Genomic DNA, 16,061 nt, shown 5'->3' with positions numbered 1-16,061 from the left:
TGTTGCTTTTAGCGCCTGACGTTTATCACTGCGCCAGCAGGTACAGTTGGCTATCGCCGCGCTGAATATTCAACGCCAGCACCGACGGTTTGCTGTCGAGGATTTTACGCAGCTCGCCCAGGTTCTGGATCGGCTGTTGGTTCACGCCCAGGATCACGTCGCCCTTTTTCAGGCCGATGCGTGCGGCGGCGCTGCCGGCTTTCACGCTGTCGACCTTGACGCCTTTCACGTTGCCGACCTGGGTATTGCTCAGCTCGGCGCCTTCAATGCCGGTGTAGATATTGCCCGAGGCCACCTGGGTCTGCGCGCTTTGCTCCAACGTGACGTCAATCGTTATCGGCTTGCCGTCGCGAATAATGCCCAGCGACATCTTGCTGCCGACCGGCAACGTGCCAATCTCTGCCCGGAACGAGGCGAAGCTGGAGATGGCCTTGCCGTTCATGGTGACGATCACGTCACCGGCCTTGATGCCCGCCTTCGCGGCGGAAGATTTCGGCATTACCTGGCTGACGAAGGCGCCGCGCTGCGCGTCGACCTTCATCGCCTTGGCCAGCTCAGAGTTCAGCTCGGTGCCCATGATGCCCAGCTCGCCGCGTTTCACCTGGCCATACTCGACCATTTGCGCCGTCAGGTTTTTCACCATATTGCTCGGAATGGCGAAGCCGATGCCGATGTTGCCGCCGTCCGGCGCCAGGATCGCGGTGTTGATGCCGATCAGCTCGCCGTTCAGGTTAACCAGCGCGCCGCCGGAGTTGCCGCGGTTGATTGCCGCATCGGTCTGGATAAAGTTTTCGTAGTTTTCGATGTTCAGGCCGCTGCGCCCCAGGGCGGACACGATGCCCGAGGTGGCGGTTTCACCCAGCCCGTACGGGTTGCCGATCGCCACGGTGTAATCGCCGACGCGCAGCTGATCGGAGTCCGCCATCTTGATCGCCGTCAGGTTCTTGAAGTCTTTCAGCTGGATCAGGGCGATGTCGGAACGCGGATCCTTGCCGATCACTTTGGCGTCGAAACGGCGGCCGTCGCTCAGTTGCACCTGGATCTTGTTGGCGTTGTCCACCACGTGATTGTTGGTCACCACATAGCCCTTGGCGGCATCGATAACCACCCCAGCGCCCAGCGCCTGGAATTTCTGCTGCGTGCCCTGCGGCTGCTGGCCATCCGGTCCGGGCTGTTCAGCGCCCTGACACATCGGCGAGCCCTGGAACGGTGAACCGTCCTGGCAGAACGGCGAATCTTCACCGAAGAACTGTTGGAACTGTTGCGGCATGCGCGGCGTATTGACCGTGGTGCTGCCCTCAACGTTAATGCTCACGACGGAAGGCATCACCTTCTCCAGCATCGGCGCCAGGCTCGGCAACTGCTGGGTGCTGGAAGACGCGGTTTCAGCGGCGCTGGCCGTAACCGGGCCCATCGCCATACCGATGCTGAATGCCAGTGCGCTCAGAACTAATGCGGTTTTTTTCATCTGTGTGTCTCTTATAAAGTCGTTCAAAAAAGAATGGCTGTCTTGCGTGCTTATTCAGAGTTAATTAATAGCCCGAAGTTCCGGCACAGATGATTGGCAATAGTAAACAAATATTGTTCGTCTTTACAAAACTCGAGACAGCCAACCGGTTGGAATTGCTGATAATTATTCCTCCGCTTAATTATTCCGCCGCCATTAATCGACGATATTCATCATAGGCATAAAGGTCGGTCATTCCGCTGATATAGTCCTGCAATAAACGCGCGCGGAAATAATATTCCCGAATGGTTTGCTGCTCCGGCGATAAATGCTGCAGCCCTTCTACCGCTTCCACATAAGCCAGCCGATGCTTGGTGGACAGCTTGTGGAACAGGCGCGTTTCGATCGGGTAAGCGCGATGGCTGTCCTCGCGCACCAACCGGCTGAAGTCCGCCAGCGACATCGCCAGCAGCGGGCTGTAAATGTCCAGCAGGCCGCTGATCACCCGGTAGCCTTGCAGCTCGAGCTGCTCGACCTCCGGGTGGTTGAACACGTGCTTGAACGCCACATTTTTAAATATTTTCAGTAGCTGATAGGCAGGGCTGGAATCTTCCAGCAGCGCCTGATTGAAACTGCCCTGATAAACCGCGTCAAGATTGTCGATAAAGCGCTGCGCCGCGTGCGGCACCAGCCGCGCCACGGTAAACACCCGCAGATACATGAAGAACTGATCTTCCGCGCTGCGCCGCGCGCCGCCGCGGTCGATCTTGCGAAACGCGCTGGCGACGGTCTTGTCGAACAGATCGCCCGGCGCCACCTCGCCCCACTCCTGAATCAGGTGCTGATACAGCTGCTCGACGGTGAAAATGCTCTTCTCCACCGCGTCTTCCAGATCGGCCACGCAGTATGAGATATCGTCGGCGGCCTCCATGATGTAGGTCAGCGGAAAACGATCGAACTCGCCCATGTGCAGCTCGCGCCGCAGCCGATCGACAAAGGCTTCTTCCGCCAGATAATAGCCGGGCTTTTTCATCAAATAGCTGTGGCTGGCGGGGATGTCGCCCGCCCAATAAGCCGGGCGGGTGTATTTCAAAATGCAGCCGACCTGCGCGTAGGTCAGATTGAGTTTCAGCAGGCTGTACACCATGCGGATCGCCTGGGCGTTGCCCTCGAAATGGCTGAGATCCTGACGGATCCGGCTGCGCAGCCGGTTCAGATCGCTCTCCCCTTCATGCAGCCGCAGCGACGCGACCTGGCAGCGATCGTGACTGCCCGGCTCGCTGCCGCAGCTGGCAGGATCGAGCCGCTGGGCGAACCAGTCGTTGATCGCCGACTCGCCGAAGTGACCGAACGGCGGATTGCCGATATCGTGCATCAGACAGGCCATTTCCACGATGCTCTCAAACGGATCGAGTAGCCGGGTCAGGCCGAATTCATCGATCTTACCCGCCTGTTTGAAGCGGTTGAGGATCTCTTTGGCGATATGGCGCCCGACCTGCTGCACCTCCATCGAGTGCGTCAGGCGGCTGCGCACCGCCGCGTTGCGCTCCAGCGGAAACACCTGGGTTTTTTGCTGCAAACGGCGAATGGCGGCCGAGTTGACGATGCGCCCGCGATCGCTCTCGAACTGCCGCACGATGTCGTACTCTTCCTCGGCCTCGATCGGTTTGCTGAAAGGCCGTTGGAAGCTGATTTTTTGCTTGAAGTCGATCCCGGACATCTGTTTCTCCGCCGTTGCGCCCTGCCCCCGTGATAACAATTCCCGGCGGCGGATGCAACGCATTATCTCTGATACACAGCCATGATAGACTATGCCGCAATTCTCACGGCCAATCAGCGAGTGTTATTTATGAAAGTAGGCATCATCGGCGCAATGGAGCAGGAAGTCACCCTGCTGCGCGATCAAATCGAAAACCGTCAAACCATCCAGCGCGCGGGCTGCGAAATCTACACCGGCCAGATCGGCGGCGTTGAAGTGGCCCTGCTGAAATCCGGCATCGGCAAAGTCTCCGCAGCCATGGGCACCACCCTGCTGCTGGAGCACTGCAGCCCGGACGTGGTGATCAATACCGGCTCCGCCGGCGGCCTGGCCAGCACGCTGCGCGTGGGCGACATCGTGGTGTCCGAAGAAGTGCGCTACCACGACGCCGACGTCACCGCCTTCGGCTACGAGCCGGGCCAGATGGCCGGCTGCCCGGCGGCGTTCGTCGCCGACGACGCACTGATCGCGCTGGCGGAAAGCTGCATCAAACAGCTGGATCTGCACGCGGTGCGCGGCCTGATCTGCAGCGGTGACGCCTTCATCAACGGCGCCGAGCCGCTGGCGCGCATCCGCGCCACCTTCCCGCGCGTCGCCGCCGTGGAAATGGAAGCCGCGGCGATCGCCCACGTCTGCCATCTGTTCGGCACGCCGTTCGTGGTGGTGCGCGCCATTTCCGACGTCGCCGACAGCGAGTCGCACATGAGCTTTGACGAGTTCCTGGTGGTAGCGGCCAAGCAGTCTACGCTGATGGTCAACGCCATGCTGCAAACCCTGGCCAAGCGCGGTTGATGTGAGGCTGCGCTTCACCTCGGCGCTCTGGCTGCTGGCGTTCTGGCTAGCCCTGCCGGCCGGGGCCGCCCAGCGAGTGATCAGCCTGGCGCCCAATGCGACCGAACTCGCCTATGCCGCCGGCATGGGCGAGGTGCTGGTGGCGGCGAGCGCCTATTCCGATTATCCGCCGCAGGCCGCCAGGCTGGAGCAGGTGGCCTCCTGGCAGGGCATCAACCTGGAGCGGGTGCTGGCGCTCAAGCCGGATCTGATCCTCGCCTGGCGCGGCGGCAATCCGCAGCGCGTGCTGGATCAGCTCGCCGCATTCGGCATCCCGATCTTCTATGCGGACGCCGATAATCTCGAAGGGATCGCCGGCTTGCTGGATAAGCTGGCGCAATACAGCCCGCACCCGGACCAGGCGCATCAGGCCGCCGCCGGCCTTCGCCGTCAGTTCGCTGCTCTCAGACAACAGTACGCCGATAATCCTCCGCGACGCGTGTTGCTGCAGTTCGGCACCCAGCCGCTGTTCACCAGCTCCGGCGCCACGCTGCAGAGCCAGGTGTTGGCGCTGTGCGGCGCGCAGAACGTCTTCGCCGACAGCCGCACGCCTTGGCCGCAGATCAGCCGCGAGCAGGTGCTGGCGCGCCAACCCCAGGCCATCGTCATCACCGGCGGCGCGAAAGAGGCCGCCAATGTGAAAGCCTTCTGGGCGCCGCAGCTGCAGGTGCCGGTGATCGCGCTGAATGAAGACTGGTTCAATCGCGGCGGGCCACGGCTGCTGTTGGCGGCGCAGCAACTGTGCCGCCAGCTGGCGGAGATCCGCTGATGCTGGTGTTCTGGCTGGATATTCTCGGCACCGCGGTGTTCGCCGTCTCCGGTGTATTGCTGGCCGGCAAGCTGCGCATGGATCCGTTCGGCGTGCTGGTATTGGGCGTGGTTACCGCGGTCGGCGGCGGCACCATCCGCGATATGGCACTGGCCAACGGACCGGTATTCTGGGTCAAGGATCCCACCGATCTGGTGGTAGCGATGATCACCTGCATATTGACGCTGCTGCTGGTGCGCCAGCCGCGCCGTCTGCCGAAGTGGGTGCTGCCGGTGCTGGACGCCGTCGGGCTGGCGGTGTTCGTCGGCATCGGCGTCAACAAAGCCTTCGCGGCCGGCACCGGCCCGCTGGTGGCAATCTGCATGGGGGTGATCACCGGCGTCGGCGGCGGCATTATCCGCGACGTGCTGGCACGCGAGATCCCGATGATCCTGCGCACCGAAATTTACGCCACCGCCTGCATCATCGGCGGCATCGTACACGCCACGGCGTTTTACACCTTCCACATGCCGCTGCAACAGGCCATGATGCTGGGCATGATCATCACGCTGGCCATTCGGCTGGCGGCCATCCGCTGGCACCTCAAGCTGCCCGCCTTTATTCTCGAACGCTGAGCCGCCGCCCTGCGGGGCGAATGCAGCAACGCGACGGCGCAGCCGAAGATCATCCGCACCCCACCGACGCAGCAGAATGGTGCGGAAGTGATCCTCGTAGAGTGGTAGGCATAAAAAAACCCGCCGGCTGGAAAGCGAGCGGGTTGATGTTCTGACAGGCAAACTCAGATGCTGAACGACGAACCGCAACCGCAGGTAGTTTTGGCATTCGGGTTGGTCACCACGAAACGCGACCCTTCCAGCCCTTCGGTGTAGTCCACCGAACCGCCAACCAGATACTGCAGGCTCATCGGATCGACCACCAGCGCCACGCCCTGCTTCTCGATGGTCATGTCGCCATCGTTGACCTTGTCGTCAAAAGTGAAGCCGTACTGGAATCCGCTGCAGCCGCCGCCGGTAATGTAAACCCGCAACTTCAGGTTAGGATTTTCTTCGTCAGCAATCAGGAACTTAACCTTGTTTGCTGCTGCCTCGGTAAATTGCAGGGGCAGTGCCGTTTGATCACTCATACTCTTTACTCCCAACATTGTTCAGCATCAGAGCGCTACTATGGCTGCCTGATTAATATTAACGATTATCCGATACCTGAGTGTTGCGTTCAAGTATTCACCGCATTTGTTGTATTTTCCTTACCTGTTTTCTCCGCCGCTTCCCGTGCCAGCTGCGCCTCCTGCCGTTGCAGCGTGCGAGCCAGGATCGACGAATACAGCGGCTTGCCGCCGAGCAGTTGCGCCACTACCGTGGCGCCGAGGCAGGTGATAATCATCGGTAAAATCAGCTGGTAGTTGTCGGTCATTTCCAGCACCAGCACGATGCCGGTCAGCGGGGCGCGCACGGTGGCGGCGAACAGCGCCCCCATACCGGCGATGGCGAAAGTGCCCGCCTCGATGCCGTATTGCGGGAAAAGATGCGCCCCCGCCAGCCCGAAGGCGGTGCCGAACAGCGTGCCCAGCGCCAGCATCGGCGCAAAGATACCGCCCGGCGCGCCGGAACCGAAGCACAGCAGCGTGGTGAAGATGCGGGTAATGAAAATGAACATCAACATGCCGACGCTGTAATTGCCCGCCGCGGCGATCGGGATCAGCCCAAAGCCGCCGCCCGCCGCCTCTGGCTGAATCAGCCCCAGAATGCCGCACACGCCGCCGAGCAGCCCGCCCATCAGCAGGACATTGCGCATTCGGCCGCCGTGCAGGCGCGCGAACATGTCCTGGGTGCGGAAGATAAGCGCGTTGAATCCCACGCCCACCGCGCCGAATATCGCCCCCAGCACCAGATAGAGCCACAGGGTGTTGATGGGCGCCGAGGAAAGTTTGCCGACCGCGATCACCGAGCCCTGGCCGTTAAACAGCTGGAACACCACGCTCGACATGATAACGCCGATAAACACCGCTTTAATCGAGATCAGGTTGTAGCGAAATTGCGGCCGCATCTCTTCGATGATGAACAAGATGCCGGCCAGCGGCGCGTTGAACGCGGCGGACAGCCCGGCGGCGGCCCCGGTCGCCAGCAGCGAATGGCGCGCCTCGGCGCCGCGAATGCGCAGCACGTCCAATACCATGCGCCCGACGTTGCCGCCCATCTGTACCGTAGGCCCTTCGCGCCCCAGCACCATGCCCGCCCCCAGCGTTCCCATGCCGCCGATGAATTTCACCGGTATCACGCGCCACCAGCGCACCGGCCGCAGCTCCTCCAGCGCGCCTTCGATCTCCGGAATGCCCGAACCGCCCGCCTCAGGCGCAAAGCGCCGCACCAGGTAATAACCCAGCGCCGCCAGCGCGGCGGACAAGATAAACGCCAGCGGCCACACCAGGATCCAGAAGTCGGCGACCTGCGCCAGCGAAGCCAGCCGCTGCTGCTGCACCCACTCAACCGCTTTATCGAAGGCCACGCCGAGCAAACCGGCCAGCGTCCCCACCAACGCGGCCATCAACAGGATCGCCACCGGCGTTTTATCGCGGCGGATAAACTGGCGCACCGCATCGCTGCGGCTAAGACGCGGGCTCAACGTCCCGACTGGCTGTGATTGTGATTCTGTCATCGCGAGTGATTCGTCAGGTAATTTGTAATACAAATAGGCAGGGCGATAATTCTACCCCAACCCGGCGGCGGGCGCTGCCGTTAATGGTATCTGACTGTGATCGTTTCATAACGCGGCGCTCTCCTCTAGAATAGCGCGGTCAAATCATTCAAAAGAGAATCCAGGAGCCGATTTATGAGCCTACACAGCAAGTCCGAAAGTCTGTACGCCCAGGCGCAACAGTTGATCCCCGGCGGGGTAAACTCTCCGGTGCGTGCATTCACCGGCGTGGGCGGTGTGCCGCTGTTTATCGAGCGCGCAGACGGGGCTTACCTGTTCGATGCCGACGGCAAGGCCTATATCGACTATGTCGGTTCCTGGGGACCGATGGTGCTGGGGCATAACCACCCGGCGATCCGCGACGCGGTGATTGAAGCGGCGCAGCGCGGCCTGAGCTTCGGCGCGCCGACCGAGATGGAAGTCAAAATGGCGCAGCTGGTCACCGAGCTGGTGCCGACGATGGATATGGTGCGCATGGTGAACTCGGGCACCGAAGCCACCATGAGCGCTATCCGCCTGGCGCGCGGCTACACCAACCGCGATAAAATCATCAAGTTCGAAGGCTGCTACCACGGCCACGCCGACTGCCTGCTGGTGAAAGCCGGCTCCGGCGCGCTGACCCTCGGCCAGCCGAACTCACCGGGCGTGCCGGCCGACTTCGCCAAACACACCCTGACCTGCACCTATAACGATCTGGATTCGGTGCGCGCCGCCTTCGAACAGTACCCGTCCGAGATCGCCTGTATCATCGTCGAGCCGGTCGCCGGCAACATGAACTGCGTGCCGCCGCTGCCGGAATTCCTGCCGGGCCTGCGCGCCCTGTGCGACAAGTACGGCGCGCTCTTGATCATCGACGAAGTGATGACCGGCTTCCGCGTCGCGCTGGCCGGCGCACAATCCTATTACGGCGTCGAGCCGGATCTGACCTGCCTCGGCAAAATCATCGGCGGCGGCATGCCGGTGGGCGCCTTCGGCGGCCGTCGCGAGGTGATGGACGCGCTGGCACCGACCGGCCCGGTCTACCAGGCGGGCACCCTGTCCGGCAACCCGATCGCCATGGCGGCGGGCTATGCTTGCCTGACCGAAGTGTCGCAGGTTGGCGTGCACCAGACGCTGACCGAACTGACCGAGATGCTGGCCGCTGGCCTGCTGCACGCGGCGCAGGAAGAGAATATTCCGTTGGTGGTCAACAACGTCGGCGGCATGTTCGGCCTGTTCTTCACCGACGCGCCGGCGGTCACCTGCTACCAGGACGTGATGCAGTGCGACGTGGAACGCTTCAAGCGCTTCTTCCACCTGATGCTGGAAGAGGGGGTGTATCTCGCGCCGTCCGCCTTCGAAGCGGGCTTCATGTCCGTGGCGCACAGCAAGGAAGACATCCAGCGCACCATCGACGCCGCGCGTCGCTGCTTCGCCAAGCTGTAATCCCGGCCGGATGGCCAAAAAGAAACGGGCGCCGAGGCGCCCGTTTTGTTTTTCACGGCGGTTTACAGCAGCGTGCCGTAAATGGTCAACAGCGCCACCACCACCACGATGATCATCGTCACCTTGCGCGCCAGCGTCACCGCCGCCCGCGGCGTTTGCACCGGGTCCATATGCGGATCGCGCGCCAGCGAGAACTGCGCCAGCCGCGTCAACACCTGATACGACGACGAATGCCGATCGCCGAGTGAGGCGAACCAGGCCGGCAACGCGCGCTCGCCGTGGCCGAACAACGCATAGGCCACCCCGGCCAAACGCACCGGGATCCAGTCCAGCCAGTTCAGCAGATGATCGATGCCCGACTGCGAACGCTCCAGCGGCGTATTGTGGCGCGCCAGCCAGGTTTGATAGGCGCGCAGGAAGGCATATCCCGCCAGCGCGATCGGCCCGTACGGCCCAAAGACCACGAACCAGAACAGCGGCGCCAGGTAATAACGGAAGTTGATCCACAGCAGCGCGTTTTGCAGCTCGCGCAGACGCAGCTCTTCACTGCAGTCCACCGGCAAACCGTGGATCAACGCCAGCTCTTCCGCCATCTGATCGCTGGCATGGGTATCCCCCTGCCGCGCCGCTTTCAGGTAGGCGCGATAGTGTTTGCGCTTGATGCCGGCGCCGACGCACAGCAGATCGATGACGATCCACAGCAGCAGCGTCACCACGCCGAAGAATAACCCGTGCGACAACCACAGAACGCCCCAGACGATCACCATCCAGGCGGCGGTCATCGCCAGCGTCTGCGCCAGCGAAACCCGATGCAGCCGCTGAAATACCACTTCGAGGCGATGATCCAGCTGCCAGTGTTCCCCCAGCTTGAACAGGCGCTCCCAGGCCAAAACCAGCAACAGCGTAAACAGCGTCATTAGCGATTCCTCTCCCTTTTTCTTGTCTCAAGCATAGCGTCGGCGGGCGCGCCGCGTTGTTCCAGAGATGCCAGATAGCGATCCCAATCGAACGCCGGCCCGGGATCGGTTTTGCGGCCGGGGGCGATATCGCAATGCCCGGCGATATGCGCCGCCAACGGCGGATAATGTTCGGCCAGCAGCGCGGTGACCGCCTGCAGCGTGCGATATTGCGCCTCGGTGTAGGCTAACTGGTCGGTGCCTTCCAGCTCGATGCCGATGGAGAAATCGTTGCACCGTTCGCGCCCCTGATACAGAGAAACGCCCGCGTGCCACGCGCGCTGGTCGAAGGGCACATACTGCACGATCTCCCCGTCGCGGCGGATCAGGCAGTGCGCAGACACTCGCAGCTGATGGATCTCGGCGAAATAAGGGTGCTGCGCGGGATCGAGCGTGCCGGTGAACAGCTGGTCGATATAGGGGCCACCGAATTCGCCGGGCGGCAGGCTGATGTTATGGATGACCAGCAGCGAGGGCGGCTCGTCATCCGGGCGCCGATCGCAGTGCGGCGAAACCACTCGCGTCACCCCGACAATCCAGCCATTTTCCAACTGCATCAGACACCTCTCTGCGGTGGTACTTATTCCTGCAACAGAGTAGCATGTTCCCCTACGAACTAACCGTCCATTTCGGAGTTTTCCATGCCGACACGCCGCTACAGTGCCGACCGTCGCCGCACCGAGCTTCTTGAACGTATTGAAAGTGATATTCCCTATTCCGTCGCCCAGGCGCTGCGCGAAGACCTAGGAGGTGAAGTTGACGCCGGGCGCGATATTACCGCGCAATTGTTACCGGCGGACAAGCAGGCCGAAGCCACCGTCATTACCCGCGAAGCCGGCGTGTTCTGCGGCCGCCGCTGGCTGAACGAAGTCTTTATTCAGTTGGGCAACCAGGTGCAGGTGGAGTGGCTGGTGGCAGACGGCGACCGTCTGATACCGAACCAACCGCTTTGCCGGCTGCGCGGCCCTGCGCGGGTGCTGTTGACCGGCGAGCGCACCGCGCTGAACTTCGTGCAGATGCTCTCCGGCGTGGCGACCGAGGTCAGCCGCTACGTGGCTCTGCTGGAAGGCACCCAGACTCGCCTGCTCGATACCCGCAAGACCTTGCCCGGCCTGCGCACCGCGCTGAAATACGCCGTGCTGTGCGGGGGCGGCAGCAACCACCGGCTGGGGCTGTCCGATGCCTTCCTGATCAAGGAAAACCACATCATCGCCTCCGGCTCGATCAAAAACGCGGTGGAAAAAGCCTTCTGGCTGCACGCCGACGTGCCGGTGGAAGTGGAAGTCGAGTCGCTCGATGAGCTGCAGCAGGCGCTGGACGCCGGCGCCGACATCATCATGCTGGACAACTTCAGCGTCGAGATGATGCGTCAGGCGGTCGCCCAAACCCAGGGCCGCGCCCAGCTGGAGGTGTCCGGCAACGTCACCAGCGAGACGCTGCGCACCTTCGCCGAGACCGGCGTGGATTACATTTCGGTCGGCGCGCTGACCAAACATGTGACCGCGCTCGATCTGTCGATGCGCTTCAAATGATCCCCTCGCCCCCGGCCGCCGCCGGGGGCGTTAACGCAGATTTGCGAAGCCCCTCGCACCGTTTTTCCCTCCGCTGCAAACGACATCAATACTGATGGAAGCACGCCGAGAAACGCGTAAAACCCGCTCGCCGTTCCCCCGCGCAAACCGCTACCGTTGTTTTCCACACCCTTATGGAGGAAACAACGCATGGAAACGCAACGCGGCTTTAGCCTGATCGAACTGATGGTGGTGATCGCCATCATCGCCATCCTCAGCGCCATCGGCATTCCCGCCTACCAGCGCTACATCCAGAAAGCGGCGATGACCGACATGCTGCAAACCATGGCGCCGTATAAGCTGGCGGTCGAGCTGTGCGTACTGGATGAAGGCGCGCCCGCCGGCTGTGAAGCCGGCAGCAAAGGCATTCCCACCGGCGGCGCGTCGCGTTACGTCAGCGGGGTGAAAGTCGTTAAAGGCGTCATCACGTTGACCGGCACCCAAACGCTGCAGGGGCTGGCGGTGGCGTTAACCCCCAAGTCGAACGCCGATGGGCTGACCCGCTGGACCCGGCTGTGCAGCAGCGAAAACGCGACGCTGGTTGAGGTGTGCCGGGAAGTCTTCCGCTTCGACGACGCGGCGGAGTAACGGCGATGAACGCGCAAATCAGCGAAGAGGTTCACACCCTGTGTCGGCGCTATCAGGCGCTGGCGCTGAGCGAGGACCCGACCACCCTGACGGTCGCGCTCAGCGAAGAAGCGCCGCAGGGGCTGCTGGCGGCGCTGCGTTTCGCCACCGGTAAACGCATCCATCTGGAACAATGGCCGGCGGCCAGGTTGGAGCTGGCGCTTAACCAGCGCCACGAACCGCTCTCGGCGCCGCTGGCGGCCGAAGAGGACACGACCGACATCGCCTACCCCGACGACGGCGATGCGCCGGTGGTGCAATTCATCAACCAGACGCTGCGCCTGGCCATCCAGCGCCGCGCCTCTGACATCCACTTCGAGCCTTTTCGGCAGCATTTTCGCATTCGTCTGCGTATCGACGGCGTGCTGCAAACCCTCGCCTCACCGCCGCCGCAGCTGACCGCGCGCCTCATCGCCCGGCTGAAGATCCTCGGCCAGTTGGATATCGCCGAGCGCCGTCAGCCTCAGGACGGGCAGCTCAGCCTGACGCTGGACAGCGCGCGCTATGCCATGCGTATCGCCACTCTGCCGACGCTGCACGGCGAAAAGGTGGTGCTGCGCGTTCAGCAGGGCGAGCAACAAGAACTGCCGCTGGATCAGTTAGGCATGAGCCGGGCGGATCTGGCGCACTACGCGACGGCGCTGGCCTGCCCGCAAGGGTTGATCCTGGTGACCGGCCCGACCGGCAGCGGCAAAACGGTGACGCTGTACAGCGGTCTGCGCCAGTTGAACGATGCGCAGAGCAACCTGTGCAGCGTCGAGGATCCGGTCGAGATCCCGCTGTTCGGCGTTAATCAGACCCAGATCAACGCAAAAACCGAGCTGAGCTTCGCCCGGGTGCTGCGCGCCCTGCTGCGCCAGGATCCAGACGTCATCATGATCGGCGAGATCCGCGATGCGGAAACCGCCGAGATCGCGGTCAAGGCCGCGCAAACCGGCCACCTGGTGCTGTCGACGCTGCATACCAACTCTACCGGCGAAACCCTGACGCGGCTGATGCACATGGGGATCCCCGGCTACCTGCTCGCCGGCTGTCTGAAGCTGATCGTCGCGCAGCGGTTGGTGCGCAGACTGTGCCGCCACTGCCGCTATCCGCACAGCCAGCCGACGCATTTTCCCAGCGCGATCTGGCCGGAACCGCTCACTGTCTGGCGCGCCGATGGCTGCGAGCATTGCTTCGGCGGTTACTATGGGCGCATCGGCGTGTATGAACTGTTGGCCATTACGCCGGAAATACAGGCGGCATTGCTGGCGAACGCCGCTCCCAGTCTGCTGGCGGATATCGCCCGCGAACAGGGGCAGCTTTCGCTGCTGCACGCGGGCCTGGCGCTGGCCGCCGAAGGCACGACCTCGCTGGAAGAACTGTACCGCGTGATCGACGTCGTCCAGCCTGGCATAGCCGCGCCATGAAAGCGCGCCGGCTGTTTCTTTGGCAGGCTTTCGACGCACAGGGCGCCTTACGCCGCGGCGAACTGATGAGCGAGGAAAAACGGCAGGTGAGCCGGTTGCTGATCGAACAAGGCCTGCAACCGTGCCGAATCGGGCACGGCAAACGCGTTACGCCCGGCCAATGGCGTGGAGAACCGTTAATCCACTTCACCCGCCAGCTCGCCACTCTGCTGCAGGCGGGGTTGCCGCTGGTCAATGCGCTGCAGTTGCTGGCAGCAGAGCATCCTTCGGCAGCCTGGCGCTGCCTGTTGCGCCAGCTGGCCGACCAGGTGCGCGAAGGGCAACCGCTTTCCGAAACCCTCGCCGAACAACCGGGGATTTTTCCCCTGATCTATCGCCAGCTGATCGCCATCGGTGAACTGACCGGCAACCTCGATCGCTGCTGCCTGCAGCTGGCGCAACAACAGGAGGCCCAGTTGCTGCTGCGCCGCAAGGTGACCAAAGCGCTGCGTTATCCCCTCTTCATCTGCGCGGTGGCGCTGATGGTCAGCGTGTTGATGCTGGTGATGGTGCTGCCGGAATTCGCCAAGGTTTATCAATCGTTCGATGCGCCGCTGCCCTGGTTTACCCAAGGGTTGCTGGCATTGTCTGCGCAGTTGATCGCCACCGGCCCCTATCTGGCGCTGCTGCTGGGCGCGTCGCTGTTCGGCTATGGCCGCTGGCTGCACCCGCGCCCGCCGTGGCGCAGACGTGAACAGGCTCTCTTGCTGCGCCTGCCGCTGATCGCCCGGCTGGTGAGCGGCGGCGCGCTGAGCCAAACATTTCGCATCCTGACCATGACCCAACGCGCCGGGCTGACGCTGGTGGAAGGGTTGAACGCGGCGGCGTTGGCGGCTGACCATCTGCTGTACAAACAGGCGCTGGAGCAGGTGCAACGGCAGATCGCCGAAGGCGAAGCCTTTCATCATGCCCTGGGCCTGCAACCGCTGTTTCCGCCGCTGTGCCGGCAGCTGGTGCGGGTGGGCGAAGAGTCCGGTTCACTGGACGCCTTGCTGGATAAATTGGCGCAGTGGTATGAACGGCAGACGCACGAGCTGGCCGATACGCTGGCGCAAACGCTGGAGCCGCTGCTGATGCTGGTGGTAGGTGGGATTGTCGGCGCTTTGGTGATCGCCATGTATCTGCCTATCTTTCAACTGGGCAGCGTGTTGGGATAAGGGTAAAAGGATAGCGGGCGCCGCGGTGCGCTGCGCCCGAATGCAAGGTGCGGCTTATTTGCTGCCGAAGACGCGGTTTTCCTGCTCCGCCACGCGGATAAAGGTGGTGCGCTTGGTCAGCTCTTTCAAACGCTCGGCGCCGACGTAGGTGCAGGCGGAACGCAGGCCGCCGAGGATATCACGCACGGTGAACTCCACCTCGCCTCGCAGCGGCAGCTTGACGGTTTTGCCTTCGGCCGCGCGATACTCCGCCACGCCGCCGACGTGGCGCTTCATCGCTGACTCGGAGCTCATGCCGTAGAACAGCATGAATTTCTCGCCGTTCTCTTCCACCACGGTGCCTTCGCACTCGTCGTGGCCGGCCAGCATACCGCCCAGCATCACGAAGTCCGCGCCGCCGCCGAAGGCTTTGGCGACATCGCCCGGCACCGAGCAGCCGCCGTCGCTGACGATTTGGCCGCCCAGCCCGTGGGCCGCATCGGCGCATTCGATCACCGCCGACAGCTGCGGATAGCCCACGCCGGTCTTCACGCGGGTGGTGCATACCGATCCCGGCCCGATGCCGACTTTAACGATGTCGGCGCCGGAGAGGATAAGCTCCTCCACCATCTCGCCGGTCACTACGTTGCCGGCGCAGATGACGTGATTCGGGCAGGCTTCGCGCGCTTTCTGCAGGAAGGCGACGAAGTGTTCAGAGTAGCCGTTGGCCACGTCGATACAGATGAATTTCAGCGCCGGAGACAGGGCCAGGATCTGCTGCATTTTGGCGAAGTCGGCTTCTGAGGTGCCGGTGGACACCATCACGTGGCGCAGCACCGATTCCGGCATGCGCTGCACGAAGTCAGCCCATTGCTCGACGCTGTAATGTTTGTGTACGGCGGTGAGAACGTCGAAAGAAGCCAGGGCCTCAGCCATGCGGAAGGTGCCCACCGTGTCCATGTTGGCGGCGATAATCGGCACGCCGGACCAGCTGCAACCTGAATGCTTGAAGGTAAACTGACGTTCCAGTTCAACCTCGGAACGGCTTTTCAACGTGGAACGCTTAGGGCGGATCAACACGTCTTTAAAGCCTAACTTCAAATCTTCTTCAATACGCATGACTTATGATTTCCTGGTTAATGGCGACGGATCGCAAGGAGGATATTCGAACCTCTGCCCGACCGCTTTCCCGTGGCGCGGAAAGATGACGGCGAGATTAATGCCAGTTCCAGTGACGTTATAATACGCGCTAATAATCGCCGAACAAGACTGCGAATTCGCCTTTATTTACGCTACAATCCGACAAATTTACCTGCATAATCGCAGTGTGATTGCCCGCTCATTTCTGCCGTGCCGCTGCGCTTTTTCTCGCCGTCCAAACGGGGCCGAGGCGCAAGCGCC

General features: G+C 62.3%; 15 protein-coding genes. 8 read left to right on the top strand and 7 right to left on the bottom strand.

What is annotated here, in order from left to right; genetic code table 11:
* Nucleotides 1-25: 25 nt before the first annotated feature.
* Both degP and dgt read right to left on the bottom strand, forming a co-directional pair.
* Entirely contained in the window at nt 26-1,468 is a 1,443-nt protein-coding gene (degP, locus tag ACP3TA_RS09340) for a serine endoprotease DegP (protein WP_033641869.1), read from the bottom strand.
* A 181-nt stretch (nt 1,469-1,649) separates the two neighbouring features.
* Nucleotides 1,650-3,167: a dGTPase gene (dgt, locus tag ACP3TA_RS09335; RefSeq protein ID WP_033651661.1), complete on the bottom strand. Its 1,518-nt coding sequence runs from the start codon at nt 3,165-3,167 to the stop codon at nt 1,650-1,652.
* A gap of 129 nt (nt 3,168-3,296) precedes the next feature.
* On the opposite strand from dgt, the gene mtnN reads away from it, so the two are divergent.
* From mtnN to ACP3TA_RS09320, 3 genes are read left to right on the top strand one after another with little or no spacing between them, the layout of a single operon-like run.
* The gene (gene mtnN, locus ACP3TA_RS09330) at nt 3,297-3,998 is read left to right on the top strand and encodes a 5'-methylthioadenosine/S-adenosylhomocysteine nucleosidase (RefSeq protein ID WP_019455094.1); all 702 of its coding nucleotides are present in this window, start codon (nt 3,297-3,299) and stop codon (nt 3,996-3,998) included.
* A gap of 1 nt (nt 3,999) precedes the next feature.
* The gene (btuF, locus tag ACP3TA_RS09325; RefSeq protein WP_046688235.1) at nt 4,000-4,806 is read left to right on the top strand and encodes a vitamin B12 ABC transporter substrate-binding protein BtuF; all 807 of its coding nucleotides are present in this window, start codon (nt 4,000-4,002) and stop codon (nt 4,804-4,806) included.
* On the top strand, nt 4,806-5,420 hold the full coding sequence (locus tag ACP3TA_RS09320) for a TRIC cation channel family protein (protein WP_169539897.1): 615 nt from the start codon (nt 4,806-4,808) through the stop codon (nt 5,418-5,420). The genes btuF and ACP3TA_RS09320 overlap by 1 nt, the downstream gene beginning before the upstream one ends.
* Before the next feature lie 164 nt (nt 5,421-5,584).
* Here ACP3TA_RS09320 and erpA read toward each other — a convergent pair whose 3' ends face one another.
* Together erpA and clcA are read right to left on the bottom strand one after the other, a co-directional pair.
* Nucleotides 5,585-5,929 (bottom strand): iron-sulfur cluster insertion protein ErpA, encoded by a 345-nt coding sequence (gene erpA, locus ACP3TA_RS09315; protein WP_004932708.1) that lies wholly within the window; start codon nt 5,927-5,929, stop codon nt 5,585-5,587.
* 89 nt (nt 5,930-6,018) lie between these two features.
* Nucleotides 6,019-7,458, bottom strand: a complete 1,440-nt coding sequence (clcA, locus tag ACP3TA_RS09310) for a H(+)/Cl(-) exchange transporter ClcA (RefSeq protein ID WP_206196072.1) — start codon at nt 7,456-7,458, stop codon at nt 6,019-6,021.
* 174 nt (nt 7,459-7,632) lie between these two features.
* Between clcA and hemL the strand changes: the two genes are divergently transcribed.
* A complete protein-coding gene (gene hemL, locus ACP3TA_RS09305; protein ID WP_015376661.1) occupies nt 7,633-8,922 on the top strand; it encodes a glutamate-1-semialdehyde 2,1-aminomutase in 1,290 nt (429 codons plus the stop codon).
* Between the two features lie 62 nt (nt 8,923-8,984).
* Here the strand turns inward: hemL and ampE are convergent, their stop codons facing one another.
* Together ampE and ampD are read right to left on the bottom strand one after the other, a co-directional pair.
* Nucleotides 8,985-9,839, bottom strand: a complete 855-nt coding sequence (gene ampE / locus ACP3TA_RS09300; protein ID WP_033631795.1) for a beta-lactamase regulator AmpE — start codon at nt 9,837-9,839, stop codon at nt 8,985-8,987.
* On the bottom strand, nt 9,839-10,435 hold the full coding sequence (gene ampD / locus ACP3TA_RS09295; RefSeq protein ID WP_025301585.1) for a 1,6-anhydro-N-acetylmuramyl-L-alanine amidase AmpD: 597 nt from the start codon (nt 10,433-10,435) through the stop codon (nt 9,839-9,841). Before ampD ends, ampE begins: the two co-directional genes overlap by 1 nt.
* 84 nt (nt 10,436-10,519) lie before the next feature.
* Here ampD and nadC point away from each other — a divergent pair, with 84 nt between their 5' ends.
* The 4 genes from nadC (at nt 10,520) to hofC (ending at nt 14,681) form a co-directional block, all read left to right on the top strand.
* On the top strand, nt 10,520-11,410 hold the full coding sequence (gene nadC / locus ACP3TA_RS09290; protein ID WP_025301584.1) for a carboxylating nicotinate-nucleotide diphosphorylase: 891 nt from the start codon (nt 10,520-10,522) through the stop codon (nt 11,408-11,410).
* Between the two features lie 189 nt (nt 11,411-11,599).
* The gene (ppdD, locus tag ACP3TA_RS09285) at nt 11,600-12,037 is read left to right on the top strand and encodes a prepilin peptidase-dependent pilin (RefSeq protein ID WP_033641862.1); all 438 of its coding nucleotides are present in this window, start codon (nt 11,600-11,602) and stop codon (nt 12,035-12,037) included.
* A gap of 5 nt (nt 12,038-12,042) precedes the next feature.
* The gene (gspE, locus tag ACP3TA_RS09280; RefSeq protein WP_206196070.1) at nt 12,043-13,485 is read left to right on the top strand and encodes a type II secretion system protein GspE; all 1,443 of its coding nucleotides are present in this window, start codon (nt 12,043-12,045) and stop codon (nt 13,483-13,485) included.
* On the top strand, nt 13,482-14,681 hold the full coding sequence (gene hofC / locus ACP3TA_RS09275) for a protein transport protein HofC (RefSeq protein ID WP_033651666.1): 1,200 nt from the start codon (nt 13,482-13,484) through the stop codon (nt 14,679-14,681). The genes gspE and hofC overlap by 4 nt, the downstream gene beginning before the upstream one ends.
* Nucleotides 14,682-14,735: 54 nt before the next feature.
* Here hofC and ACP3TA_RS09270 read toward each other — a convergent pair whose 3' ends face one another.
* Complete coding sequence (locus tag ACP3TA_RS09270) at nt 14,736-15,779, bottom strand: GMP reductase (RefSeq protein ID WP_015376656.1); 1,044 nt, start codon at nt 15,777-15,779, stop codon at nt 14,736-14,738.
* Between the last annotated feature and the right edge of the window lie 282 nt (nt 15,780-16,061).

Source organism: Serratia sp. 2C06 (genome assembly GCF_050037615.1).
GTDB classification, from domain to species: domain Bacteria; phylum Pseudomonadota; class Gammaproteobacteria; order Enterobacterales; family Enterobacteriaceae; genus Serratia; species Serratia ureilytica.
The sequence above is the reverse complement of the archived record's forward strand: the minus strand, read 5'-3'. Positions and strand labels throughout refer to the sequence as shown.